General features: G+C 49.8%; 24 protein-coding genes and 1 tRNA gene. 9 read left to right on the top strand and 16 right to left on the bottom strand.

Going from position 1 to position 26,551, the window contains the following annotated elements:
• Window positions 1-91 precede the first annotated feature (91 nt).
• The 4 genes from ACESLM_RS13005 (at window position 92) to ACESLM_RS12990 (ending at window position 4,359) form a co-directional block, all read left to right on the top strand.
• Window positions 92-1,900 (top strand): cache domain-containing sensor histidine kinase, encoded by a 1,809-nt coding sequence (locus ACESLM_RS13005; RefSeq protein ID WP_372631983.1) that lies wholly within the window; start codon window positions 92-94, stop codon window positions 1,898-1,900.
• Complete coding sequence (locus ACESLM_RS13000) at window positions 1,897-3,507, top strand: response regulator transcription factor (protein WP_372631982.1); 1,611 nt, start codon at window positions 1,897-1,899, stop codon at window positions 3,505-3,507. The genes ACESLM_RS13005 and ACESLM_RS13000 overlap by 4 nt, the downstream gene beginning before the upstream one ends.
• Window positions 3,508-3,724: 217 nt before the next feature.
• The gene (locus ACESLM_RS12995) at window positions 3,725-3,958 is read left to right on the top strand and encodes a hypothetical protein (protein WP_372631981.1); all 234 of its coding nucleotides are present in this window, start codon (window positions 3,725-3,727) and stop codon (window positions 3,956-3,958) included.
• Window positions 3,955-4,359 carry a type II toxin-antitoxin system VapC family toxin gene (locus ACESLM_RS12990; protein WP_372631980.1) on the top strand — a complete coding sequence of 135 codons (405 nt, stop codon included), beginning with the start codon at window positions 3,955-3,957 and terminating at the stop codon, window positions 4,357-4,359. Before ACESLM_RS12995 ends, ACESLM_RS12990 begins: the two co-directional genes overlap by 4 nt.
• A gap of 102 nt (window positions 4,360-4,461) precedes the next feature.
• Here ACESLM_RS12990 and ACESLM_RS12985 read toward each other — a convergent pair whose 3' ends face one another.
• The 4 genes from ACESLM_RS12985 to ACESLM_RS12970 all read right to left on the bottom strand — a co-directional run bounded on the left by ACESLM_RS12985 (window position 4,462) and on the right by ACESLM_RS12970 (window position 10,623).
• Complete coding sequence (locus tag ACESLM_RS12985; protein ID WP_372631979.1) at window positions 4,462-5,586, bottom strand: UvrD-helicase domain-containing protein; 1,125 nt, start codon at window positions 5,584-5,586, stop codon at window positions 4,462-4,464.
• A 5-nt stretch (window positions 5,587-5,591) separates the two neighbouring features.
• A complete protein-coding gene (locus tag ACESLM_RS12980; protein WP_372631978.1) occupies window positions 5,592-7,229 on the bottom strand; it encodes an ATP-dependent nuclease in 1,638 nt (545 codons plus the stop codon).
• Window positions 7,230-7,669: 440 nt separating this feature from the next.
• Window positions 7,670-8,926, bottom strand: coding sequence for a hypothetical protein (locus tag ACESLM_RS12975; protein WP_372631977.1), 1,257 nt, complete (start codon window positions 8,924-8,926; stop codon window positions 7,670-7,672).
• Window positions 8,927-9,015: 89 nt separating this feature from the next.
• A complete protein-coding gene (locus tag ACESLM_RS12970) occupies window positions 9,016-10,623 on the bottom strand; it encodes a hypothetical protein (RefSeq protein WP_372631976.1) in 1,608 nt (535 codons plus the stop codon).
• Window positions 10,624-10,977: 354 nt separating this feature from the next.
• Here ACESLM_RS12970 and ACESLM_RS12965 point away from each other — a divergent pair, with 354 nt between their 5' ends.
• The 3 genes from ACESLM_RS12965 to ACESLM_RS12955 all read left to right on the top strand — a co-directional run bounded on the left by ACESLM_RS12965 (window position 10,978) and on the right by ACESLM_RS12955 (window position 13,145).
• Complete coding sequence (locus tag ACESLM_RS12965; RefSeq protein WP_372631975.1) at window positions 10,978-11,913, top strand: DUF932 domain-containing protein; 936 nt, start codon at window positions 10,978-10,980, stop codon at window positions 11,911-11,913.
• Window positions 11,914-12,113: 200 nt separating this feature from the next.
• Window positions 12,114-12,524, top strand: a complete 411-nt coding sequence (locus ACESLM_RS12960; RefSeq protein ID WP_372631974.1) for a tyrosine-type recombinase/integrase — start codon at window positions 12,114-12,116, stop codon at window positions 12,522-12,524.
• A gap of 306 nt (window positions 12,525-12,830) precedes the next feature.
• Window positions 12,831-13,145, top strand: coding sequence for a tyrosine-type recombinase/integrase (locus tag ACESLM_RS12955; protein WP_372631973.1), 315 nt, complete (start codon window positions 12,831-12,833; stop codon window positions 13,143-13,145).
• A 461-nt stretch (window positions 13,146-13,606) separates the two neighbouring features.
• On the opposite strand, the gene groL is transcribed toward ACESLM_RS12955, so the two are convergent.
• From groL to ACESLM_RS12910, 9 genes are all read right to left on the bottom strand, one after another.
• The gene (groL, locus tag ACESLM_RS12950) at window positions 13,607-15,238 is read right to left on the bottom strand and encodes a chaperonin GroEL (RefSeq protein WP_372631972.1); all 1,632 of its coding nucleotides are present in this window, start codon (window positions 15,236-15,238) and stop codon (window positions 13,607-13,609) included.
• A 31-nt stretch (window positions 15,239-15,269) separates the two neighbouring features.
• Window positions 15,270-15,554, bottom strand: coding sequence for a co-chaperone GroES (groES, locus tag ACESLM_RS12945; RefSeq protein WP_372631971.1), 285 nt, complete (start codon window positions 15,552-15,554; stop codon window positions 15,270-15,272).
• Window positions 15,555-15,782: 228 nt separating this feature from the next.
• On the bottom strand, window positions 15,783-17,054 hold the full coding sequence (locus ACESLM_RS12940; protein ID WP_372631970.1) for a methyl-accepting chemotaxis protein: 1,272 nt from the start codon (window positions 17,052-17,054) through the stop codon (window positions 15,783-15,785).
• Between the two features lie 158 nt (window positions 17,055-17,212).
• The gene (tatC, locus tag ACESLM_RS12935; RefSeq protein ID WP_372631969.1) at window positions 17,213-18,001 is read right to left on the bottom strand and encodes a twin-arginine translocase subunit TatC; all 789 of its coding nucleotides are present in this window, start codon (window positions 17,999-18,001) and stop codon (window positions 17,213-17,215) included.
• A gap of 98 nt (window positions 18,002-18,099) precedes the next feature.
• Window positions 18,100-18,330: a twin-arginine translocase TatA/TatE family subunit gene (gene tatA, locus ACESLM_RS12930; protein ID WP_372631968.1), complete on the bottom strand. Its 231-nt coding sequence runs from the start codon at window positions 18,328-18,330 to the stop codon at window positions 18,100-18,102.
• A gap of 39 nt (window positions 18,331-18,369) precedes the next feature.
• Complete coding sequence (locus ACESLM_RS12925) at window positions 18,370-19,419, bottom strand: molybdopterin-binding protein (RefSeq protein WP_372631967.1); 1,050 nt, start codon at window positions 19,417-19,419, stop codon at window positions 18,370-18,372.
• Window positions 19,416-19,910 carry a MogA/MoaB family molybdenum cofactor biosynthesis protein gene (locus ACESLM_RS12920; RefSeq protein WP_372631966.1) on the bottom strand — a complete coding sequence of 165 codons (495 nt, stop codon included), beginning with the start codon at window positions 19,908-19,910 and terminating at the stop codon, window positions 19,416-19,418. Before ACESLM_RS12920 ends, ACESLM_RS12925 begins: the two co-directional genes overlap by 4 nt.
• A gap of 40 nt (window positions 19,911-19,950) precedes the next feature.
• On the bottom strand, window positions 19,951-20,442 hold the full coding sequence (moaC, locus tag ACESLM_RS12915) for a cyclic pyranopterin monophosphate synthase MoaC (protein WP_372631965.1): 492 nt from the start codon (window positions 20,440-20,442) through the stop codon (window positions 19,951-19,953).
• Window positions 20,418-21,080 (bottom strand): 5-formyltetrahydrofolate cyclo-ligase, encoded by a 663-nt coding sequence (locus tag ACESLM_RS12910; RefSeq protein ID WP_372631964.1) that lies wholly within the window; start codon window positions 21,078-21,080, stop codon window positions 20,418-20,420. Before ACESLM_RS12910 ends, moaC begins: the two co-directional genes overlap by 25 nt.
• A gap of 155 nt (window positions 21,081-21,235) precedes the next feature.
• Here ACESLM_RS12910 and ACESLM_RS12905 point away from each other — a divergent pair, with 155 nt between their 5' ends.
• Entirely contained in the window at window positions 21,236-23,152 is a 1,917-nt protein-coding gene (locus ACESLM_RS12905; RefSeq protein ID WP_372631963.1) for an ABC-F family ATP-binding cassette domain-containing protein, read from the top strand.
• A gap of 512 nt (window positions 23,153-23,664) precedes the next feature.
• Here ACESLM_RS12905 and ACESLM_RS12900 read toward each other — a convergent pair.
• From ACESLM_RS12900 to ACESLM_RS12890, 3 genes are all read right to left on the bottom strand, one after another.
• A complete protein-coding gene (locus tag ACESLM_RS12900; protein WP_372631961.1) occupies window positions 23,665-24,381 on the bottom strand; it encodes an IS110 family RNA-guided transposase in 717 nt (238 codons plus the stop codon).
• A 119-nt stretch (window positions 24,382-24,500) separates the two neighbouring features.
• Window positions 24,501-25,454, bottom strand: coding sequence for a tRNA glutamyl-Q(34) synthetase GluQRS (gluQRS, locus tag ACESLM_RS12895; protein WP_372632011.1), 954 nt, complete (start codon window positions 25,452-25,454; stop codon window positions 24,501-24,503).
• Between the two features lie 80 nt (window positions 25,455-25,534).
• Window positions 25,535-25,611: transfer RNA gene (locus ACESLM_RS12890), tRNA-Asp, on the bottom strand.
• Window positions 25,612-25,822: 211 nt separating this feature from the next.
• Between ACESLM_RS12890 and ACESLM_RS12885 the strand changes: the two genes are divergently transcribed.
• Window positions 25,823-26,551 (top strand): family 43 glycosylhydrolase (locus tag ACESLM_RS12885; protein ID WP_372631960.1); only part of this gene is annotated, 729 nt, incomplete at its 3' end.

Genomic DNA, 26,551 nt, shown 5'->3' with positions numbered 1-26,551 from the left:
GATCAAAAATGTGTAAGATTGTGAGATGCCTTGAACTTTAAAAGAGGCGGTGTTAGACTGAAAGCCAAATTCCGCAGACAGGAGAAGCGCTATGAAAATCCGCAGCAGCATCCGGTACAAGCTGAGCGTTTTTCTGTTGATATCCATCATCGTTCCGATCGCCGCCTCCATCTTCCTTTCCTTTTTCTACACGAAGCTTTCCCTGAAGGAAGACGCGATCCGCGAAAATTCCAATATCGTACACCAGGGCGCGACTAGTCTGATCAGCCAACTGAATCAGATGAACAATCTGTCCCTGTCCGTCTATACGAACGTCCATGAGGCGAGCAGTCTGTACAACATTCTGAATCGGGGACGCAGCGATTTCATGGTCGAACGGAACCTTTACTCTGGCCTGCACGCCATCGAGCAATCTGCAAAGGAAGTTCAGCAAGTGTACTTGTATTCCGATCTGGCCGATCAATCTTATTTGCTCATTAACGGTTTTCTGAAGCGCGATGTCGGCCAGGCGGGCCTCGAGGGCCACTATGTTCAACCCTTGAATAAAGACGATCCTTATTTCGAGCCGCCGCATGTCTCCCATAACTACGGGATGGAGGAGTTTCCCTACAGTCCGGTCAACACGGTGCTGACCCTTCATCGTCCGGTATACCGCGCTCCGCTGAAGGAGCGCATCGGGGTGCTCTCGATCGACTTCAAGCTGGACAGGCTGCGCAATCTGAGCGATATGCTGTATGACAAGGGCAACGAGCATCTGTATTTGCTGGACGACACCGGAACGACCGTCTACTCCTCCGAGACCGAGTGGATCGGACAGAAACCGCCTCACGGCTGGCTGCAGCACGCTCGCTACAACTTGTTCCAATCGGGCTATTTTGAGTGGAAGGATGATCGTTTTCACGGGATTGTGATCTACGAAAAATTCGAGCTGATCGGCCGGGTGTGGACGATTGCCAAGCAAATCCCGAACGATTACTTGTACTCCAACGCCTCGCGCGTGCTGCGGATCAATATGATTCTACTGGTGTCGTTTCTGATCGTGGCTATCGCGGCTACTCTGTTCGTCTCCGTCAAGCTGACCGCTCCGATCAAACGACTGACCGAATCGATAAAGAAGATCAAGCTGGGCAAGCTTAAGCTTGACATCCGTTCGGATCGCAGCGACGAGGTTGGCGTGCTCGGCCATACCATCAAAAATATGGTGGACACCATCGACAATCTGATCATGCGCGAGCTGCGGCTGGAGCTGGCCAACAAAAACAATCAGCTTAAGGCGCTGCAAGCGCAGATCAATCCGCATTTTATTTACAACACGCTGCAATCGATCGGCTCCGTGGCGCTGCATCATCAGCTGCCCAAAATTTACGAGCTGACCTCCTCGCTCGGAGCGATGATGCGCTATAACATGAACACCGAAGAATCCGTTGTCCCGCTGTATAAAGAAATTTCGCACGTCGAAGCCTATTTGGAGCTGCAAAAGCAGCGCTTCAAAGACCGGCTCGGCTTCCAAGTGATGACGGACGAGGCGAATCTGGCGTTCAAAATACCAAAAATGATTTTGCAGCCGCTGGTGGAAAACTGCTTTAAGCACGGCTTCGAAAACAATAGCGGCCCGCTTGAAATTACGCTAGTCTGCCGAAGCGACGACGAAGCGCTGCGGATCGTCATCGAAGATAACGGCTTGGGCGTTCCGCCGGAACGCCTGCGACAGCTTGTCGAGACCATTGGACTAGGAGAAACCGGCAGCGATTCGGACGGAAGCATCGGCCTGATCAATGTCGTCTCCCGGCTGCGGCTGTACAACGGAGAGGAGTCGCAATTGCTTGTCCGTAATTTGGAGCCCGCCGGCTTCTCCGTCACCTTGATTATCCCCGTCAGAAAGGAGGGCGCATCCGCATGAAGGTGCTGATCGTCGACGATGAACAGGATGTAAGAGATTCGATCCGACTGCTCGTCAACTGGGCCGAATTCGGAATCACGCGCATTTTGGAGGCTTCCGATGGTGCGGCGGCGATGGAGCTGATTCGCAGCGAGAAACCGGAAATTATTTTTACCGATATGAAAATGCCGAACGTGGACGGAATCGGGCTGCTGCAGTGGATCGAGACCGAAGCTCCCGAGTCCAAACGCATCGCGGTCAGCGGCTATGATGATTCGATGTATATTCGCAAGACGATGAAGCATGGCGGGCTCGACTACTTGCTGAAGCCGATTCAGCGGGGCGAACTGCTGGAGGCGCTGCGGAATGCCGTCAGCTCCTGGCAGCAGGCGGAGGAGAACCGTCGCTTGACGATTCAGAAAAACGTGGAGATCAATCAGACCAAACCCGTCTATTGGGATAAGGTGCTGACCAAGGCGGTCTCGCAGGAAGGCTATTATCGGACCGTTGCCGAGGAGCTGCAATCGGCCTTCGGCTGGGCGGACGCCCGCGAATTCCAGCTCGTTATGCTGCTGACCGATCCGCTGCCGCGAGCCATTATGGAGAAGTTCGGCCATAACCCGGACCTGCTCTACTTCCTGATGACCAACATCTGCAACGAAATTCTCGGCTCAACCAAGAATGGCTATGCGTTTAAACATACCGACCCGAACTGCGGAATTGTGCTGCTGTGCACGGGCGAGCTTCCCTCTCTGCCAGACAAGCTCAAAGCGATAAACGAAGCGCTATTTCGCGTGCTTGATGTCCGGTTTTATTTGGCCTGCAGCGCGGTCCAGCGTTTCCCCGATCGAATCGCCTCGGGCTTCTCGCAAGCGCTGCAGACAGCCCGCTCCGTATCTTTTAGCGGCGACGGTCGCTGGATTCGCCCTTATATCGAGACGGCTGCGCCCTCCGAGAAGCGCGTCGTGCTGGCCGAGTACAGCGAGAGCATGATCGTCGCCGTCTACAGCGGAGATCGGCAGCGGATCGAAGCCGCCGTGTCCAACTGGATGCAGGCGATCGGACAGCTTCAGGCCGTCACCTGGGATCACCTCAAATATTGGCGTTACGAGTTCGAGCTGATGTACAACCGGCTGCTGGAAAAGATGGACTACTCCGGCGACAATCCGCCTCCTCCGCTGCCTCGCCGTCTATTTCTGTTAGAAAAAGACGGCAGCATTTCGTTGTCGGAATGGGGACGGGAATGGACGGATGCTCTGGTGCGAATCGCCGAAGCGCTGAAGCTTAATCGGCAGCATGAGTATAACGCGATCCATGCCGTCAAAGGGTTCGTCGATACGAATTATCGCCAAACGCTGTCCCTGCAGGAGATTGCGAGCCGCTTCTTCCTCAGCCGGGAGTACCTGTCCCGCAGATTTAAGCAGGTACACAACGAAAATTTGTCCGAATACATCGAACGGGTGCGCATCGAGAACGCCAAAGTGCTGCTCCAGAACGAGCAATACGCCATCTCGGCGGTGGCCGAAATGGTCGGTTATCAGGACGGCCGCTATTTCAGTAAAATTTTCAGCAAGCTTACGGGGATGACGCCCCGGGAGTATCGGAAGGGGCTTGGCGGCGGAGGTTAGCTGGCATCTTATTACATCATGCCGCCCATGAGACTAAAGCGTCACTGCCATCAATCTCAATCGTACAAGAAAGGCACACGATAATGGCTCGTTCTGTGCGCCGCGGCCGTATCCATTCATTCCATTATCGGGTATAATTGCTTATAAGTAAAAGATCGAAGAAATCACGGAAAGCAAAACGATTTAGCAACATTTTTTGATAAAGGAGTGGTTCTCCATGTCAATGGTACGCAAACTCCATCCTCATATAGCAAAAGACTTAAGGAAGTTTTTATCTGAAAACAATATTTCCACCAAGAAGCTTGTCATAGATCTTGAAGCAGAAACCATCGAGGACTTTGACGATTACTCAGTAGATGACATTTTAAGTGTGGCTGGAATTCTGAAGCCCGGGGAAGCGCAACAATTATTAGATCACATTCAGGAGTCACGGGAGAGCTGGGGAAAGTGACCCAAAACCACTCCGGATATTTATTCGATTCGAACATCGTCATCGCCATTCTAGACAACGATCATGCCGCCATTAACTTAGTACGACAAGCCCAAGAAGAAAAACGGAGAATATTCTTTTCGACGATTACGGAATGTGAAGTACTGAGCGGTGTCAAACACAATCAGTTCTTAATCGCGGAAAGGCTTTTCTCCCCAAGGCATATGATACATGTCGATTCCGCTGTCGCAAGAAAAGCCGCTTCCATGCAAAGCGAGCAAAGAAGCAAGGGGCGGAGAATAAAAACTCCTGATGCGCTCATTATTGCAACTGCCTTTACAGCTAATTTGGTACTGGTTTCCCGGGATTTAGACATGAACTTTGTTACGAATGAGTATGGGATGACTTTGTTGAAAATATAGGATACTGTGCTGAAAACAGACAAAGGATACACTGAAGTTAATGCGTTCTCCAAAGTAAGTACAAAAACGCATTAACTTCATCCAGGTTTTGCTTCTCATTAGTTATACATAAAATTTTTGAAGCCCTTCTAGGTCGGTCCTCTCGTCATAATCATATACGATACCTACACTATGCTGTGCTCTGGTCAAAGCAACGTAAAATTTTGAACGACTTGTGGGTAGTAATTCAAAATTGTTATTTTTAATCCATTGAATGAATGGCTGTGTGGGATAGATTAATACTCTTTCAAAAGTAATCCCTTTTGACTCACCAAAGTTAACAGTCTTATATTTTTTATTAACCGTTTCTCTGATGCTATCTCTTAATTGAACGGGGTTATATCTTTGCAAATACAAATCCACATCTTGTTTTCTCACTAAATAGATACCATCGTGACCTGTCACTTCATTTTGATTGGATCGGCATGGAGTATACTGTAAATATAATTTTGAAGAATAGTCACAGATCATCGGGTTGTTTCTATGTGATACATTCAACGTATCTTCATCAATTTCACAATCAACTCTCCGACACTCTGTCTGAATAAACTCTTTTATACGCCCTTCCTTATATCGATCATACTTTCTCTCGATATGGGTAAGATAAGTTACTTGGCGCGGATCGCCAACAAAAAGTATATTTGACCGGCTTTTCAAAAGAAGCTTTAATATCTCTAAGTCATATCCCGCAAGGTCTTGGATTTCATCAATAAAAATGTGAGAGAAGATTCTACTCAATCGTTCTATAACTGCACCATCACTTCTCTCGTTACATCTGATAACAAGCTTTGAAATTTTATCGGAGTATACTTTACAATCTTCTGTGAAGTAGTGTTTTGAAAAGTGATCCGCTTCACTATAATAGACTTTGAATCCGGTCTTTTTAATAGTATACCTTAAAGCTGAGGGTGCATTAACCAAAAGCATTCCTCGAATTGTCTCATCGTATAATCCTCCCTGATAAGGTCTAATCCCATGCTGGAGTAAGGTGGAGAACCACGTTTGTATTGTGACGTGCGAAGGAATGCAATTATTTAGTTCAATAAACTTCTTGCGAATTTCCGCTTCATTAGCTTGTGTGTAGGTTGTAATAAGAACTTTTCCTTCACGTTGTCTTAACGCCTCTTTCACAAGAAATGTTGTCTTCCCGGACCCTGCCGCGGCAATAATTAGCTTGTTGGTCTTCATATTCCTCACCTAATCGCCTCTAAAATATATTCTGGGAAGACAATGAGTTCTTCCGTTTCAAAAACCTTAAGTGCACATTCTGTTTTTTTTGACTTCATGTACTTATGCATATCATCATGGTGGGTATAATCGGTTTCAAAGATCGTGTTTAACTTATCAAGGTTATTAACTTTAAGCAATTTGGGTTCAAGTGTATTGTAGTTAAATGGATTTTTGCCAATTACTAAATTCCCCTCATCCACTTCGTCATCAAAGCAAATTTTTATATTCTCTTTAGCGTTATCTCCCAAATAGTTTTTATACTTCTTTTTAAGCGCGTCTATATCTCCATCATTATCAGTTACTACAGTGACAGGCTTATTAAGTAATTTAGCAATTTCAAGAAATCTTAAAAAAGAAGTTCCAATTGAAATAACATCAATTTCGTTTTGTATTGGAAGTTTGCCTTCATTTGCACACATATATGCTTTCTGAACTACTAGCTCATCAGAATCTCCTTCGACTAATATTGCTTTCTTACATAAAATTAGTCGTAAAGTGTCGTACCCCGCTATCTTTTGGAAAAAGCTTTTTGTATCATCTTTAAGATTATTAAGCCTTACTGCCTTCTTATCATTTAGCAATATCAGGTTGCTCAACCCCAGCTTATTTGCTACAAAGCTACTATGTGTAGAAATTATAATCTGTTTATCTTGTTGCTTCTCAGAAATGTTACTAATGAACTGACTTAGTTTGGTATGCGACAAGTGGTTTTCAGGTTCCTCTAAGAGAATTACCGCTGCTTCCTTCGTCTTCTTATGGCTTAACGCCAGTTCAGTTTTTATAATACATTGCTCTCCTTTTCCTACAAAATGAAATGGTACTGCATCAAGATAGGTTACAAGACTGTTTTCCCAAGCGTTTTTCGAAAGTAGTTCAACAGAGAGCTCAACTTTCTTACCTGTCAATACTGCACTTTTTTGGATTTTTTTATTAATGGATTTTATTGACTCAGAACTCATGAAATTGTCCCGCATTTTTCTATGCTCTTGAGAAATGTCCACTATATCTTCCGGCTCTAAATTTTCTCGTACTATACGAGATATGTATATATCAGACCCATTCTGATATCGATTACTTGATGAATCAATCATGGCTGACTTGAGTGGGATACTTCTTGGCGTTATAGTTTCTCTAGCAAAACTAGACCACACAAGATCATAATATTCAATTGGTAGAGTCTTGACGTCTCCCTTTCTTACAAGTTGCTCGTATTCCTCTTGAAATCTCTCATCAAATGCAATTTTTAATGATATACCGCATTCCTGGATACGTTCGCTATTACCATTGCCTTCAAATATTGCTATATTACTACCACTTAAATAGATTTCAATTAATATATATGGCAGTTCTGGATTTCTTCCTTGCTCTAAGTTAGCCAAGTATTCGGCTACGACAGTATTATTAAACAAGTATTGAGTTAACTCATTCCTAAGTTGTCTACCATTCAATAACCCAGTCAAAGTCAAATGAATTGCTTCCAGTATAGTGCTTTTCCCTGCTTCGTTGTTACCTACCAAGATGTTAATTCCATCACTAAGTTCTAAGACAAACTCGCCACAGTAGCATTTAAAGTTTTGAATTTTCACTTTTTTGATTTTCACCTAAAGTTTCCTCCCTTAGTATTTCCTGTGATTGAGAGCAAGGTCTTCGGCGGAATGAACCCTTCCGCTTCCGTCCCCAAAAAGGAAGCGGAGGGAGCTATCTCCCCTGCCCCCTTCACGGGATTTGGAGCGGCTCAGATCAAAGCTAAAATGAACGACTACGTGTTCTTGACTTGCTTACTCTGAGGGTGGGCTCCGGCCTCCAGACAAGTGCTCATTTTATCAAGAAGGCTAGCTCAGTGATATACATCATTTTCTACATGTAAATATTCGCCAAAATATGACACATATCCTTCTTTAGAAGCAGTAACGTGAACCTACTACTGCTACATCAAAAGACAAGCGAAAAATAAAGAACTCAAGCAGCCATCGCGCTTGAGTTCTAACACCAGGTGAGATACTTTCATTATCTCCAAGTAATGACTCAGTAATATAATTTATCAACCAGAAAACATCTCTATAAATAAGTCTCTAAATGGCTCATCAAGTGTGGCACACACAAGTTTACTCCAGGTACTGATTTCAATCGCTTCGCTTTCAACACACCAGATTTTATAGTGCTCATCTCCATATTTATCTATAGGAACTTCGGTATCCGTTACAGCATCCCTGAACTTTTCAATAAAAACAGAAATAGAGTATTGATTCACAGAAAAATCAATATGATTGAAATTCCTTTTACCAGGATAATATTGTGCATGAATGTAATTTGTAATTACGAACGAATCTTTAATTCTTTCTGGATTCCACAGCTCTTCTACTTCAATGTGATAAAATTTATCGCCCTTCTGATCAGTATCCGGCTTAATTTTCATTATAACTTTATTTTGATGCTCAGGACTATAATGTACAATGACTTCCTTCTTATGCACCAGTTTTTCTATGTCTACAAAGTTAACTGTTATTCCACGATACTTTTGAGAATCCATTGTTGCAGTACTAATCATCTCATCAACTGGTACAGCGATTTTCTCATCACATCTGAAGAATAAATTTTTTTCAGATATTTCTTCATTAATGATCTTGATCGTATATGGTACTTCATCTGTAGCGGCACCTATGGTTGTATCAAAAAAGATACTGTAAAGATAATAACGATCCTCAATGATAAACCCTTGTCTCATAAATTTGGACTCATTCACCAAACATAACCCGTATTTATTATGTGGCATTTTTAGCTGCTCGTAAGCACGTATTTCCGCTATACCTTGTATTTCAACCATATTATCTTTGATTAAGTAACAGACGAGTGCATATACTAGCATTTTAGGCTCTATGTCGAAGTAGTCTTGAAATTTTAACTTTGAATCAATTACAGACCAAAGAATTGGCACCTCTTTATTTGCAGCTTTATATTCACTTTTGGGTTTCAACAATCGAAATCCAGCATACCAAAAATTATTATCATCAAAGCACAAACTACATATTTCTTCAACATCAATGCCACTTCTAAGATATTCCTGATAGGATTCTTCAACTAAGGCTGTTAAGAAATATGGAATTTTTTCAGGATCTTGAATAAATAGTCGATAAGTGTCAGCAGCATAATGTTTTAAATATACATTTGGATAAAAAATATGTGCCACTCCACCATGTGGCTGCTTTTTCATGCATCTAAAATAATAATTTGCTTCTCGAAATAAATCGGAAGTTACTATCTTATCAATAAGATATAATAAATCTTTTTCTTCATCCAAAGTCTCAATCCCCCCAGTAAAGCTGCAATATTATTCATATAAATACTTTATTGCAAAACAAATTTATTCATCCATCTATACACTTTGAATTATTGAATTAATTGAAAATCTGACATTTCAATATAGTACTTTTTTATAATTTTATTTATATGATTAAATCCCCGAGATTGGGCTAATTGCAAGAGACCATATCCATCGTAATATACTTCAGCTAGCTGGGGTTTTAAATTCCCCTTATTGTAACCGCGCAATAACTCTAATGATTCATTCGTAAATTGAGCACTTGTAATATAACACGCTGAAACCTTATAATCTGGACTTTCACTCTCTAAATGCTTTTTTGCCCAGAGAAAGGTATTATTAAAAAACCACTTAACTGTATCCCGTTTAGTATACGGACCTGCATTAATAAATGTACTCGATTTATATCCCTTCAGTTCGAATACAACAGCTTCTTTCAAATTGCGATCAATTACAATTACATCAAATTCATGTGGAAATTTATTACCTTCTTGCGTCGTATCTCTGTATATTTTATTGGCTTCAAATGATCCATTGGGATATAGAACCTTTATTAAGGGATGTAAAAGTACTTCAAACAAATCCCCTTTAATATTTTGCAAATTCTCTTCTTGCCCACCTTCTTGCATTGTATGAAGTACATTCTCAACATACCCTGTCAATTGATCATCCGATTCTGAATATTGTAATAGTTGGACCTGCTGAATCTTCTTCAAATTAGAGATAATCTCGAATACTCTTTCACCATATATAGTTGACACGCTAAAATGAAGAAATCCCAAACTACGAAGTTGTTTGGCGGCTGCTATTGTAAGATCTTTGGTCACCACTATTGGGAGAACCTTCCTCGTGTTTTTGGAGCTTTGCAACACTCCTTGAATTCTGTTGTATAGTCCTTGAACATCCACAGAATCATATTCACGATGAATAACCATGTCTAACACAACCAACATTTGCTTGTCGGTGGTAGTTCGATTACTAGCGACAACCGTGTTGTACCCCGTTGTCTTGGTGTATGCAAAAGCGTCCCATACGAAGTTATTTTGTTCTGCCCCCTTTGATGGAAAAATCTTGTTACGATATATATGGCCCTGATTATCTACAAGATTATGTAATGCAAGCCACCTCAACATATCCGGCAGAAATGCACAATCCAATACCATATTCGACTTGTGCAATTTAATAGCCTGAATAGCGTGCTCTTCTGAAAAATAATCTTCAACGATGAATTTGATTCCTTCATACATTATTTCTTTGACAAGCCTTAGTTTGTAAAGATCGGCTAAAATTCTTGAAAGAGTATCCATTTTTGTTTTAGAACCGTCCAAAGGACTAGCAGTTATTTTCAAAGCTTCGTAATAAGATATCACACCATTGCATTTATCAATTGCGGTTAATAAGCGGTATATGGGAGGGCGTTCCTTCTCAGCAATTGCTAATATGTCGCTTTTATGCAAAGTACTATTGTGATAGTAGTAAATATATTGTCCTTTTCCAAATGTCACCGGAGCACTGGACTTTATTACATGGTCATCAATGGCTCGTTGAATAATTTTTCTAGCATAAACCGGAGTTACGTCAAATTCCTCTTGAAGCCGAATATTTAATTGTTGTCCCAGCATGATCTTTTGCCGTTTATAAAAATACTGCTTTATCCAACTGCTGTACTGGTTCATACAATACCTCCAAATCTACGCATTGTCACACTGCTCTTATTAATTTTAATTCAAGAGATAAGGGCAAGATCGAAAGTCTTTAATCCCTTTTACATCAAGGGCTCAATAACTCCTAAGCTATAAAATTTTGTCACAAAACTTAAAGCAATAGATACACCAGCTTACTAAAATGATACCATTTTCTCAGCTTCAAGCAACATCAGAGTTAACACTCGCCTAAACCGTATAACTCCATAAGTCAATTCTATATTATTACCTTGAAACAGCCGAATAATTGAGAAAATTCGTCAAGCCTGAGTTGTTGCTCTCTTCAGATTTTCCGGCTGTAACAAACATTATTAGGAGATGATTCAAATGCCAGCCAACATCGAAACTATGTTCTACGTAAGACAAGCCCCGTGGCACGGGCTTGGAAATCGAGTCGAACACGCACTCAGTTCGGAAGAAGCTCTGCAAGCTGCCGAACTGGATTGGGAAGTTATCCAGAAATCGATCCAAACCGAGGATTACGCCGAAATCCCCGGATACAAGGCAAACATCCGAGCAACCGACCAGCGGTTGCTCGGTGTTGTTTCGGACAGGTACAAGATCGTTCAGAACCATGAAGCGTTTGCTTTCACCGATGAATTGCTTGGCGAAGGAGTACGCTTTGAGACCGCCGGGAGTTTGCAAAATGGCAGGAAAGTATGGCTTCTTGCCCAATTGCCTGAAAACTACATCATTGCTGGAGATCGTGTCAGCCCTTACTTGGTGTTCTCCAACAGTCATGACGGCAGCGGAAGCATCAAGGTGGCGATGACGCCTATCCGAGTTGTTTGTCAGAACACCTTGAATCTGGCTCTTCAAAATGCCAAACGAATTTGGACAACCATTCATACTGGTAATATTCAAGCGAAGCTAGATGAAGCACGGAAGACGTTACTTTATGCCGAATTGTACATGGACAGGCTCGGATCGGAAGTCGATCGGTTGAACCGCATCAAAATTTCCGACAACAAAGTTCGGGAATACATGGAACTTCTATTGCATTTGCCGGAAAACGCAACAAAAGTGCAAGAAAGGAATGTCCAGCAGTTGCGGGACGATTTTCAATCCAGATATTTCGATGCTCCTGATCTGAAGGAGGTCGGGAAAAACGGGTATCGTTTTATCAATGCCGTGTCGGATTTTGCCACACATGCCAAGCCGCTGCGAGATACAGCTTCCTTCAAGGAAAACTTGTTCCTCCGGACGATGGAAGGTAATCCGCTGATTGATAAAGCTCATGAACTGATCTTGGCTTCGGCCTAATGTGGAGGTTGAGAATGTCGGAACAAATACCATACGAATTCAGACGACTGCTGGCAGACTCGCTTTGCGAAAAACCCGGCAGCTATATTATGGAGCAGTTATTTTCTGAGTTCCCAAGAACTGAAGATTTAATCGAAGCTACACCAACGACAAGTGAGCGGATTTAAGACTAAGAAGAGGCTCAGGCCGCATGTGCGGCGATGCAGACGGAACTTATGGAAGGAACCTATATAGCGGAAAAGGAGATGCTATTCTCCGCTTTAATTGAAGAATGGCTGAAGCTCTATGAAACCACGGTGAAAATTAGTACTGTACGTGTTCGAAAGCATGAAGCATCCCGATTGCTCGATTATTTTCAAAATCATCAGGTGAAGGCCATTACCCGGAAAGCTTATCAAAATGCCCTGCTAGACTTGTACGAGCGCGGATTTGCGTTAAATACGATTGCTGGCATCCATTCTACAGGACGAATGCTTTTTACAAAAGCAGTAGAATTAGAAATCATCAAAAACGATCCAACGCAGTATGCAAAGTTGCCTCGCCCACAGAAGACAGTTGAGGAAATTGAAGCGGAAGAAAATGAAGTGAAGTATCTTAAAAGCATGAGCTAACTAAGCTCCTCCAAACAGCGAAAGAGAGGGGGTTAACGAACGACTATATAATCTTCCTGCCCCTTGCTTATAGTGGACTTCGTGTCGGAGAGCTCTGTGCATAGAAATGGAAGGATTTCGATTTTAAGGAACTTATGCTGTCGGTAACGAAGACTTATTATAATCCAATTAATCGAGCAACGGAATATCATTTGCTGACTCCTAAGACAAGCACATCGAAACGAACCATCGAGTTAGATCCACTGGTATTTAAAGAGCTAGAAAAGCTGAAAGCTCGTCAAAATGAGCTTAAGATGCTCCATCGAGATGTTTATTACGATCAAGATTTTGTATTTGCCAAAACAGAGAAGGATATGGGCTATCCTGAGTTCCATTAAAACGATTCAGAACCGTATGAGAAGGCTTCTGCGGCTCTCTGGCTTGAACGAGACATTAACCCCTCATTCATTGCGTCACACGCATACATCGCTGCTTGCTGAGGCTGGAGTCGGCATTCATGAGATTATGGAAAGATTGGGGCATCAGGACGATGAGATTACAAAGCGAGTTTATCTCCACGTCACTAAAACGATGAAGAAAGAAGCCGCACAAAAGTTCAGTAAATTAATGGATGATTTGTAGATATTATTTGACCTTAATATCTGCAAACAAACTCATTACATTGTTTTAGAATTGATCTTGCACTCTTCGAATCAAAGGGGCCATAACCAAATTTCTCATTTAATTGTTCTTTTAGGCTTTCTAACACTGTACTAGGTATGCTTATTCCAGTTTCATTTGATAAGTCAGCCCCAGTATACTTTAATTTTAATACCCTCCCATTTGAATTGCTACATTCACCAATAAACATAAGTGTATAGGGAGTCTTTGAAGAATACGATATTTTCTCTAGAAAGAATATAAACTTGGAAATCACTTTCCCTGTCATCTCCCTCATTATTTGTTTTCTAATACAACAAGACACCTTAGAGCGATTTCCATCACTCTAAGGTGTCTTCATTATTACACAATGTGGGCAAAATGTGGGCAATCAGCGTTGCCCCGAGGAGAATCCCTTGCTGCGCAAGGGCTCAGCCCTCAGTTTACATCATGCCGCCCATGCCGCCCATGTCCGGCATGCCGCCGCCGGCAGGAGCTTTGTCTTTCTCAGGCTTGTCGGCGATAACCGCTTCGGTCGTCAGGAAGACGGATGCTACGGAAGCGGCGTTTTGCAGAGCGGAACGCGTTACTTTCACCGGATCGATGATGCCGGCTTCGAACATGTTCACCCACTCGCCGTTAGCTGCGTTGTACCCTGTGCCTACCGACTCTTTCTTCAGGCGCTCGACGATAACGGAGCCTTCTTGGCCGGCGTTAGCGGCGATCGTGCGGATCGGCTCTTCCAGAGCGCGCAGGATGATGTTGACGCCCGTCTTCTCGTCGCCGTCGGCTTGAACGCCCGCAACCGCTTCGTATACGTTAACCAGCGCCGTGCCGCCGCCGGATACGATGCCTTCTTCGACAGCCGCGCGAGTCGCGTTCAGAGCGTCTTCGATGCGAAGCTTGCGCTCTTTCAGCTCGGTCTCGGTAGCCGCACCGACTTTGATGACCGCAACGCCGCCGGCCAGTTTAGCCAGACGCTCTTGCAGCTTCTCGCGATCGAAATCGGAAGTCGTTTCTTCGATTTGCGCTTTGATTTGGTTCACGCGAGCATCGATGTCGGCTTTGTCGCCTGCGCCGTCGACGATGATCGTATTTTCTTTGTTTACGCGCACTTGACGCGCCGTACCCAATTGCTGCAGGGAAGTGGACTTCAGCTCGAGGCCGAGTTCTTCCGTGATGACTTGACCGCCCGTAAGAGCCGCGATGTCTTGCAGCATCGCTTTGCGGCGATCGCCGAAGCCCGGAGCTTTAACGCCGACGCAAGTGAACGTGCCGCGCAGACGGTTCACGACGAGCGTGGACAACGCTTCGCCTTCGATATCTTCCGCGATGATCAGCAATTGCTTGCCGGATTGCACGACTTTCTCCAGAACAGGCAAGACTTCTTGGATGTTGGAGATTTTCTTGTCGGTGATCAGGATCAGCGGGTTTTCGAGTACGGCTTCCATTTTGTCCGTATCGGTGATCATGTACGGAGTGATGTAGCCGCGGTCGAATTGCATCCCTTCAACCACTTCCAGATCCGTGTTGAAGCCTTTGGACTCCTCGACCGTAATAACGCCGTCTTTGCCGACTTTCTCCATCGCGTCCGCGATCAGTTCGCCGACTTCTTCGTCCGCCGCGGAGATCGCCGCGACTTGGGAGATGTTGCTGCGGCCTTCGACCGGCTTGGAGATTTCTTTCAGTCTTTCAACGGCGGCTTTAACCGCTTTGTCGATGCCTTTGCGGATGACCATCGGGTTAGCGCCTGCCGTTACGTTTTTCAAGCCTTCGCGAATCATCGCTTGAGCCAGAACCGTAGCCGTCGTCGTACCGTCGCCCGCGATATCGTTCGTTTTCGTAGCGACTTCTTTAACGAGCTGAGCGCCCATGTTTTCGAAGGCGTCTTCCAGCTCGATCTCTTTGGCGATCGTAACGCCGTCGTTCGTGATCAGCGGAGATCCGAATTTCTTCTCCAGAACGACGTTGCGGCCTTTCGGTCCGAGCGTGACTTTAACTACGTTCGCCAATGTATCCACGCCGCGAAGCATGGCGCGGCGAGCGTCTTCACTGAAACGGATTTCTTTAGCCATCTTTAAAGAGCCTCCTTGAATATTCTAAGTATTAGCCGACGATCGCGTGGATGTCGCTTTCTTTCATGATCAAATACTCTTTGCCTTCGTATTTGATTTCCGTGCCCGCATATTTAGAGAACAATACACGATCGCCCGCTTTCACTTCCAGCGCGACCCGCTCGCCATCCTTGGTCAACGATCCGATGCCTATCGCAACGACAGTTCCTTCTTGCGGCTTCTCTTTAGCCGTATCCGGCAATACGATGCCGCTAATCGTTTTTTCTTCCTTGGCGTTCGGTTCCACGAGAACGCGGTCCCCTAGAGGTTTAATCATGTAAGTAGCCTCCTTCTAAATTTTACTTTTTGGATTTGAAGCCATTTTGTTAGCACTCAATTGTCTCAAGTGCTAATAACCATTTTCTATGATACGGAATTTGAAGACGGTTTTCAAGTCCTTTTGCGTTAAACCTGCACAAAAAAAATACGGATCCGCAATCGCCGCGAATCCGCATCGAACTATTGGAATTACCATTATTCCCGAAGCGCAAGCCGGGTATTCAAGTCAAGCTTTGAAGTTGCCGACTAGGCCCTTCAAGCGGGAAGCCATCGAGCTTAAGTTGTCGGCGGTGCGCGCCATCTCCTCCGTGGAGGAAAGCTGCTCTTCGGTCATGGCAGACACCTGCTCCGTAAAGGACGCCGTCTCTTCCGTGATCCGGGAGATGTCGTGGATCGATTGAACGACGCTCGCGCTGCCGGCCGTCATCTGCTCGACGGAAGCGGCCACTTCCACGATGTTGGTGCTGAGAAGTCCGACCTTGTCGACGATGTCGCGGAACGTCTCCTCGGCGTTCTGCATGCCTTCCACCGCCGCGAATACTTGCCCCGCGCTCTGCTCGAACATCGTGGCCACTTGTCCGATGTCTCCCGACATCGTTCCGATCGTATCGCCGATCTGCACGGCGGATTGCTGCGTCTGGTCCGCTAGTTTGCGGATCTCTCCCGCGACGACGGCGAAGCCCCGTCCGTGCTCGCCGGCCCGCGCCGCTTCGATCGCGGCGTTGAGCGCCAGAAGGTTCGTCTGGTTGGCGACTTCGGAAATGTATCCGATAACTTCGCGCACTTGTTCGGATTTATGATTGAGTCCTCTGACAACCTCTTGCAAAGACCGGAACGCCTTACCCACCTGGTCGATCTCGGCGGAAGTCGACTGCAGCAGCTCGGAGCCGGCAGCGGCGCGGCCTACGGTCGTCTGCGCGGCGTCCGATACGCCTGTCGTCGTGCCCGCCACTTGGGTCAGGGCGTCCAACGTCTCCTGCATCGTCGCGGAGATTTCCTGCGATTGCGCCACCTGCGTCTCGGAGCCGGCGGCAACCTTCTCCACCGCTCTGGACACCTCGCTGCTGACCCGGGCGTTCTCCTCGGTGCCCTGCTTCAGCAAAATCGCCGAAGCCGCCAGCTCCGCCGTGCTGTCCTTCAGTTCCTTCATCATTTTCTGAAGGCCGTCCAGCATCTGGTTCGCCGCGTTCGCGAGATCGCCCATCTCGTCCGTTGATGAAATATGTATGCGTCTTGTTAGATCTCCCCCGGAGGAGGCAATGTTCCTAAGCGTAGCCGTGACGTTGCCGATCGCTGCGGTAAGATTGCCGGACAGCCACTTGAGGCCGAAGCCGCCCCCGACGATCAGCAGCGCGAAAATGACGATAACCATGACGAGCGTGCCCGAATTGCTCGCCAGATCGGTTCCCGACAGCAGCAGCACGAAAGCGGCCGCCAGCAGCAACACCATTGCAGAATAGCCAATCGTTAATTTGCGTCCCAAAGTCATATCCCGCATTCTAGTCCCTCCCGAGATTTTAACCCAACCTGAAAGCCCTTACTCGAAACAAGTGTATCATAATTTTACCATTTGGAATATCGAAAAATGACACTTTTTGTTTTCTTTTTGGGCAGATCGTTGCAATTCGGGAATGACCGCGGGACTACCTTGGCTCCCTATTCGTCCGACTCCAGCTCCAGCTCCAGTTCCCTCTGCCGCTGCGCCTTAAGACGCTTGCCGTAAGCCATAGAGGACAGAAGAACGCTGAATTCGTACAGCAGAATCAGCGGAACGGCGACCAGCAGATCCGACACGACGTCCGGCGGAGTGACCAGCACGCCGACGAAAATCAGGATAAACCAGGCCAGCTTGCGCATCTTCCTCAGCATCGCCGGGTTCAGGATGCCGATCCGGGTCAGGAACAGAATGAGCAGCGGTAATTCGAACAGCAGCGAGATCGGCAGCAAGATGTTGAACAGAAACGAGAAATACTGCGTCACTCCGTAAGTCTGTTCCAATCCGAGATTGCTCGTCACCTTCTCGGTGAACAAGAATGCCATCGGAAACACGACGAAATAAGAAAAAGCGAGACCGACCAGGAACATCAACAGCGCGCCGGGCACGAATTGCAGCGTCGCCCTCTGCTCCTTGAGTCCCAAAGCCGGACGGACGAAAGCCCAGAGCTGGTACATCGCAAAAGGAATCGCGGCGACGAAGGAGATCAGAATCGCGAATTTCATGTAGAGGCCTATCGCATCCCACGGGGAGAAAGCATGGAGATCCAAATGGTCTATCGGGGCGGCTGCCACCAAATAGTCGAATAGCGGCTGAGAGCCGAAGAGGCCCCCGACCAGCCCGATCACGAATACGATCAGGCAGTAGATAATCCTTTTGCGAAGCTCGCCGAGATGTTCCGTCAGCGGCATCCATTCCGAGTCCCGCTTCGCAGCGGCCGTATCTTTCATTGCTTGTTATCGCCTCCATACAGCAACAGGACCGCCCCTTCGCAAATCGCTCATCTGCGCCGAGGGACAGCCCTGTCCATGTTCCTTGCCCGTCCCGATTATTCCGGGAGACGACGATCCGCCTTAGGCTTGTCCGCCTCTTCGGCGGAAACGTCCACCCTCTGCGTTCCCCGATCCTTGGGATCGTCCATCAAATCGTTCGCGCCCTTCTTGAACTCGCGAAGCGTGCGGCCGAATGCGCGGCCCAGCTCCGGCAGCTTGTTCGGGCCGAACAGCAGCAGCGCGATCAGAACGAGCAAAATAACGCCCGAAGCACCAATGCCTGACATGTCTTTAACCTCCTCTTGGATATGCGGCGTACGGAATACTCAGCAGCGGTGAAGACCGCCGTATCCCATGCTGGCGATATCATCTCTTACTATCGTATCTCCAGCCAATACTCTGGATAATAAAACGTCGAATGAAGTGTAAGGGTCGTGCATGACGCAGCCGGGCAATCCGAAGATCGGCACGCCTTGCAAATAGCCGAACAGCAGCATCGAGCCCGGAAGCATCGGCGTTCCGTAGCTGACGATGTCGGCTCCGGCTTCGGCAATCGCTCCCGGCGTGCGGTCGTCGGGATCCACCGACATGCCGCCAGTTACCAGTATCATATCATACCCTTGTTTCCTTAAATAGTGAATTTCATTGACAATTGTATGACGGTCGTCCGGCGCGAACCTCTGCTCCGCGACTTCCGAGCCGAATTCCGCAAGCTTGGCCGAGACCGCGGGGCCGAACTTGTCTTGAATGCGGCCGGAATACACCTCGCCGCCCGTCGTCAGCAGTCCCGCCGTCATCCGGCGGAAAGGGCGCACGCTAATCGGAGCCGCTCCGCGTTCGGCGCGATAGTTCCGGGCGATTCTCTCGACCTCTTCGACTTTGGCTTTCGGAACGATGAGCGGAATCGCCCTCGTCGCCGCCAACGCCTCTCCCGCCCGTACTGCGCGGCGGTCGACGACGGTCGCCAGCGCGATGTCGCCCAGCCGGTTGATCTCGTCCACGACTTCGCGCGTCACGGAGACCAATCCGCCGACGGTCGATTTCAGGCTGACTTTGCCTTCCGCGGGCTCCCCGAATTCGACGTTGTCGCCGCTCAGCGCCTGCGCCATTCGCAGCGCCGCATCGTCCTCGTGCAAATCCGCATCGGCGAGCTCGATCGTATACAGATGCTCCTTGCCGATATCTTTCAGCCGCGGCAAGTCTTCCGGCGTCACGACGTGCCCTTTGCGGAAGAGCCTGCCTTTGAACTGCCCGGGAACGATCTGCGTCAAGTCGTGGGCCAGCACCGTTCCGACGGCGTCCTCGATTTTAACTTCCCTCAGCCTCGACGAGCCGATAAGCGTCGTCCCGTCTCGGCGGCTTTCCGATGGCGTCATTGCTCCTGCCCTCCCCGCATTCCCTTGACCTGGTCAAGCGCCTCCGGCAGCAGATCCATCACGGCCATCAAATGCTCGTGGACGCCTTTCGGATCGCCCGGGAGGTTCAAGATCAGCGTGCGGCCGCGAATCGCGCACACGCCGCGGAACAGAACGCCGTGGCGCGAGCGCTGGGATACGAAAGCGCGCATGGCCTCCGGAATGCCGGGCACGAGACGCTCGGCCACCCGTAGCGTCGCTTCCGGCGTAACGTCGCGGTAGGCCAACCCGGTGCCTCCCGTCGTCAAAATCAAATCCGCCTGAAAATAATCGGCCATCTCGATCAGCGCCGCGCGAATTTCGTCCTGCTCGTCCGGAACGATCCGGTAGTCGACGATATCTCCGATCAGCTCTTCCTCGATCAACTCGCGAATGACTTGGGCGCTCGTGTCCTCCCGTTCCCCTCTCGCGCCTTTGTCGCTAGCCGTTAGCAAAGCCACCTTCCAACGCATGGCTCCATCCCTCCGTCCCATGAGTACGAATCTCGTCTGTTTATTCCGCCGAACGAACGTAGTCGCCGCTTTTGCCGCCCGTCTTGCTGCGAAGCGCCACGGAACCGATGACCATATCCTTTTGCAGCGCTTTACACATATCGTACACGGTCAACGCGGCGGCGGAGACGGCGGTCAAAGCTTCCATCTCCACGCCGGTTTTGCCGGTTGTTTTCACTTCCGCCGTAATCGTCAGCGTCTCCGCTCCGTCATCCGCGAAGCGGATATCCACTCCCGTCAGAGGAAGCGGATGGCACATCGGAATCCAGTCCGACGTCCGCTTGGCCGCCTGGATGCCCGCGATCTGCGCGACGGCGAGCACGTCTCCCTTGGCGACCGAACGCTCGCGAATTCTGCGCAGCGTCTCGGGCGCCATCTTCACATGTCCTTCCGCCACCGCGACTCGGACGGTGTCGGCTTTGCCGGAGACGTCCACCATTCGGGCTCTGCCCTGATCGTTAAAATGCGTCAGCGGCTCATCCGCGCGCTCCATTCCGAATCCCCCTTATCGAACCATGTCATGCTTTCGTCCGTCGCCAGCCCGTCCAGCTTGAGATCGTGAGCTTCCGACGGCAGGTCGGCCTCGACGACTTGCGCGGAGAACGCGAATCCGATCCATAGCGTCCTGCCCCGCGCCTCGCGCCGTCTCTCCGCGTACAGGCGGTCGTAGTAGCCTCCGCCGTATCCGAGCCTTCCTCCCGCTCCGTTAAACGCCATTCCGGGAACGAGCACGACGTCCAGAGGATCGGTTGCTTCTATTAAAGAAGCGCGCGCCGGATCGGGCTCCGGCACTCCCCACTTGCCGGGAATCCAGTCCGAAGGGCCGCGAATCTCGCGCAGCTCCAGCCCGCCCCTGTCCGGCCTCATTCGCGGCGCGTATATCCGATCGCCTTGATCCAGGCAATCGGAGACAAGCGGCAGCGCGGATGCTTCCGAGCGAAACGGAGCGTAAGCGCACAGGCCGAGCGGACGGCCGAGCTCCCGTCTTAGCGGGGACAGCCCTTCTCGCTCCAGCAAGGCGCACAGCTTCCGGGACAAGCGTTCCCGCTCGTCCGCGGGCAGGCCGTCCCGAACGTCCGTCATCCGCCTGCGCCACTGCGCTTTGAGCGCTTCGGCCTCTCTATTTTTCATGAACGGAACCCTGCCTTCGATGATCCATGAAAACTTTATTTTCATTTTAGCACTGAATGTCTATTTTCGCCAAAGGATAACGCTTGGACTTTTCCCGCAACTTTACGGTACACTTGGAAAGTAGCACCGAAAAGAACTTGTCGGAGGGATTCCTCTTGCTTCTTCAAGCATCTGGCATTTCGAAACATTATGGCGCGACTCCCGTATTGGAAGGCATCTCGCTGCAGATCAACGAGCGCGACCGCATCGGCCTGGTCGGCGTGAACGGCGCGGGCAAATCGACTTTTCTCCGCGTCCTGGCGGGCGAGATCGTTCCCGACACCGGTTCGGTATCGAAGCCGCGGGAGCTTAAAATCGGATACTTGGCGCAAAACGGCGGTTTGCAGGGGCACCGCACGATTCAGGAAGAAATGAACTCCGCCTTCGGTCCCTTGCTCGATCAGGAGAAAGCGCTGCAGGAGCTGGAAACGCGCATCGCCGATCCGCGGGAGCTGGACAACGAGCAGCGCTACGAAGCTCTGCTCGCCCAGTATGCGGACGTCAGCGAGAAGTTCCGCGAGAACGGCGGATACGAGATGAACAACCGTATTCGCAGCATTTTGCACGGGATGGGCTTCGGAGACTTCCCGCCGGATACCGAAGTCGCCTCGCTCAGCGGCGGCCAGCGAACCCGGCTGGCGCTGGCGCGGCTGCTGCTCGTCCAGCCCGAGCTGCTGCTGCTCGACGAGCCGACCAACCATCTCGACATTCAGACGCTGACCTGGCTGGAGCAATACTTAAGGTCCTATGCCGGCGCGATGGTCATCGTCTCTCACGACCGCTATTTTCTAGATGCGACGGTAACGTCCGTCGTCGAGATCGAGCGGCACCAGGCGACGAGATACACGGGCAACTACAGCCGGTTCATGGATTTGAAAGCGGCGGCGTTCTCCCAGCAGTTGAAGCTGTACGAGCAGCAGCGCAAGGAAATTTCCCGGATGGAGGATTTCATTCAGCGGAACATCGTGAGGGCTTCGACGACAAGGCGCGCCCAGAGCCGGCGCAACGCGCTCGAGCGGATCGAACGGCTGGAGAAGCCGGGCACGCTCAGGCAGGCGAGCTTCTCGTTCATGACCGAGCGGCGCAGCGGCAAGGAAGTGCTGCGGGTCATCCGCTGCTCCGCCGCGCCCAAGCAAGAGATGACGCCGCTGTTCCGCAACGTCTCGTTCGAGGTAAAGCGGGGCGAGCGCGTCGCTCTGCTCGGCCCCAACGGAGTCGGCAAAACGACTCTGCTCCGCGCGCTGATGGATCAGTTGCCGCTGCGGGATGGAGCGATCGAATGGGGCGTCGGCATCTCGCTCGGCTATTACGATCAGGAGCAGCGCAATTTGAACCCCGCCAACACCGTGCTGGAGGAAGTGTGGAGCGCTTACCCGCATCTTCCGGAAGCGGAAATTCGCACCGTGCTCGGCAACTTCCTGTTCAGCGGCGAGGACGTGCGCAAGAAGGTCAGTTCGCTCAGCGGAGGGGAGAAAGCCCGCGTGGCGCTGTCGAAGCTGATGCTGCTGAAGGCGAACGTCATGCTGCTCGACGAGCCGACCAACCACCTCGACCTGATGAGTCGAGAAGTGTTGGAGGCCGCGCTGGAAGAATACGACGGCACGCTCGTCTTCGTCTCCCACGACCGTTATTTCCTGAATCGGATCGCCGACCGGGTCGTGGAGATGTCCGCGGACGGAGCAGAGCATTTCCTGGGAAATTATGACGATATGGTCGCCAAGAAACAACAAATGGAGGAGTGGGCGGCGACAAATCGCGACAGCGCCGCCGCGCCGTCCGAGCCTGCCGTTACGAGCTACGAGGCCGAGAAGCAGGCCAAGCGGGAAGATCGGGCGCGCGCCCGCAAGCGCGAGCAGGCGGAAGCCGACATTGCCCGGCTGGAAGGCGAGATCGCCGAGCTTGAGGAGCAGATGGCTTCTCCCGGGATGGCGATCGATTACGTACTGCTCAGAGAGACGCAGGCCGAAGCCGAGAAAAAGCGAGCGGAGCTGGACGAGGTTTATCAGGTTTGGGAAGCTTTAATGGAAGATTAGAACAAGGGGCGCGAATTTTCTTGGTACGTTCGAGAAGATTCGCGCCTCTTTCGGTCGTGCAGCGGATACCGCATCGGGCGATCGGTCGTCGTCCACGTTATGCACATGGTTATACACAGGCTGCGGACACCTTTCAGAGGGTTGTTAATATTCTGATAACTTTCAATCGGTTGGGACGCAAGCCTTTCTGTCCGGAGTCGGCGCTTTGGGAGCATTCCCCTGTAATTTTATCCCCTTTATCCACATTGTCCACAAAAAACTGTGAAAAACTAATCCCATTTTCAGCGGCGAGCAACCTCTTGTCCCCCAACGCTTTTGCGAGTTTACCCACATTATACACATGTGATGTGGATAAGTTTGTCCACATTCCTACATTCCCGGTTTATGCGCTAACGCAAAACCAGCTAATGCTTGTCAACAGTTGGATTGGTCAGGTTGAAAAATAATGGCTATACTGTTTTGTGCATAACAAATAAACCTCCATTAGGTGGAGGTTTGTGGTAATGCGGGATCTATAAAGTGTAGGGCTGCCCTCTTTTAAGCATAGCGTAGACGTGATGGAGCAACTTGTTGGCGCAAGCGATCACGGCTACTTTATGGGGCTTGCCCTCACTTTTTTTCTTGTCATAATACTCTCTCATTCGCAAGTTAAGATCGCCGCGCAAACCGCAAGTTACAGCCAAATACGAGGCGCGCCTCAAACGTTTGGATCCCCGTTTGGTCATTCGGTTTTCACTCGCCGTGAATTTCCCTGAGCTGAACACGCTTGGATCTAGTCCTGCGAATGCCACAACTTGCTTTGGATGATTGAACTGCGATGCGTCTCCAATTTCAGCAACAATCGCTGCTGCTAGCTTTGTTCCAGCGCCTGGAATCGATTCAATGAGCTTTACTTCTGGAATGGTTTCTGTGAGTTCCAGAATAAGCTTTTCAAGGGCTGATACTTGTGATTGAAGCTCTCGAATCGTTGCCAGCATGCTGCGTAACGCAGTCTCTATGCCGTAAGCGACTCTCTCTACGGGATTGAGTGATACAGCTGTGTTCAACAGTTCGACTTTCTTCTGCATCCATATCGCTGATCTGGAGGCTTTTGTGGACTCTCGAATCACTTTTCCCCACGACTCATCACTCTGCTGAGCAATCCCTTCGGATGAAAGATATAACTCTAACAAATTCAATGATGTTTTAGAAAATAGATCCTTGAATACACCTGAATAACTTGGAAACACCTGATCCACCAAACAGCGCATATTAAGTTTAGCCTGCACGGGAGATACATGAATGACAAAATTCTCAATCGATCATCTTTCGTCGACTTTCTCTATTTATGGGACATCCCTTAACTTTATTATTGCAGCAGCCACGTCCGCAAGTCGCCCCCGAAGACGAGCCGTTCTTCGCTGACCGGCTTGAACAGCGGCATCAGCTCCCGAACGCCGACCGGTTCCGGGCGGTCGATCCACCCCGCCATAGCGGCCAGAAGACCGAGCAGACGCTCGGGCGCAACGCCGTTCTCCCTTAGCGACGCCAGCGTCAGCGACTTGTCGCGCTTGGACAGGCGTGCGCCGGTCTCGTCGGCCAGCAAGGGAATGTGCGAGAACTCCGGCGCCTGCAAGCCCAGCGCGTCGTACAGCGCGAGCTGTCTGGGCGTCGAGTCGAGCAAATCCGCCCCGCGCAGCACGTCCGTAATCCCCATGGCGGCATCGTCGACGACGACAGCCAGCTGGTAGCTGAACATGCCGTCCGCGCGTTTGACGACGAAATCTCCGAGGGCGGAACCCTCGAACGACTGCGTTCCCCTCCAACCGTCGCGAAAAGCGATAGCGCGCGCGGGCATCACGAAGCGCTGCGAAGGCGACTTCAGCGCGCCTTTAGCTATCCGCTCTTCATCGGTCAACGCTCGGCAAAAACCCGGATAAGCGGCACCCTCGCTCGCCAAGCCGTGAGGCGCGCTGGCCAGCGTCGCCAGATCGCTTCTGCTGCAGTAGCACGGGTAGAGATGCCCTGCTTCCCTAAGCTTCTCCAACGCCTCTTCGTATATCGGCTCGCGAGCGCTCTGCACGTACGGGGCGTACGATCCGCCTTCCCGCGGACCTTCGTCCCAGTCGAGGCCGAGCCACCGCAGGTCGTCCAGAATCTGCTCGGCGAATGAGGCCCGGGAACGAGCTTTGTCGATATCCTCCATCCTCAGCGCGATCGTCCCGCCGCACTGCCTCATCTGCAGCCATGCGGCCAAAGCGGCGAACGCGTTGCCGATATGCAGCAGTCCAGAGGGCGTAGGCGCAAATCTTCCGCGACGGATCATAGCCGCACCTCCTCGATAGATACAAAAAAGAGCAGAGTACGCTCTGCTCGATGCACGTTGCTTATGTAGAAAAATCATGGCGGAGCCGACGGGATTCGAACCCGCGGTCTCCTGCGTGACAGGCAGGCATGTTAGGCCTCTACACCACGGCTCCACACTATTGACAATCGTGTCTTAGACACGATTAAGATCATACCACGAATGCACGCCATCTGACAAGCTTTAATGCGCCGAACCTTCGCGTCGAAACCTCTTTATTTTCTCGGCAAAGCTCTAAGCTTTCTTAAGTTTCGGCGGAAGCGCCATCTGATAAAATGGGGAGCATAACGCCCATTAGGGAAATCCGCACAGGAGGAGAACGAGAGATGACAAAGCCCCACGAGCCGCTGGTCACGCACATGTACACCGCCGATCCTTCCGCTCACGTTTTTGAAGGCAAAATTTACGTTTATCCGTCCCACGATCTCGATCACGCGAACGAATCGAACGACAACGGGGACCAATACGATATGGAGGATTACCGCGTCCTGTCGCTGGACGAGGAGCTGTCTTCCTGCACCGACCATGGGGAAGCGCTTCATCTGCGGGATATCCCGTGGGCGCAGAAGCAGCTCTGGGCTCCGGACGCCGCTTACCGGAACGGAATGTATTATTTGTTTTTCCCGGCGAGGGACCAGAACGATATTTTTAGAATCGGAGCAGCGACCTCGAAGACGCCGTACGGGCCGTTCAAGGCGGAGCAACAGCCTATTCCGGGCAGCTTCAGCATCGACCCTGCCGTGTTCGTCGACGAGGACGACCGGGCGTACGTCTTCTTCGGAGGGTTATGGGGAGGACAGCTGGAGAAGTGGCAGACCGGCGCGTTCCAGCCCGACGCTGCAGGGCCATCCGGTTCGGAACCCGCTCTCGGACCGCGGGTTGCCGAGCTGAGCGAGGATCTGCTGACGTTCAAAGAAGCTGCTCGGGAAGTCGCCATCCTCGACGATGAGGGCCATCCGCTGCAAGCCGGCGACGAGGACAGAAGATACTTCGAAGGCCCGTGGGTTCATAAGCACAACGGCCTCTATTATCTGTCCTATTCGACGGGAACGACA

Origin of the sequence: Cohnella sp. (genome assembly GCF_041641335.1) — a bacterium.
GTDB lineage: Bacteria > Bacillota > Bacilli > Paenibacillales > Paenibacillaceae > Cohnella.
The sequence above is the reverse complement of the archived record's forward strand: the minus strand, read 5'-3'. Positions and strand labels throughout refer to the sequence as shown.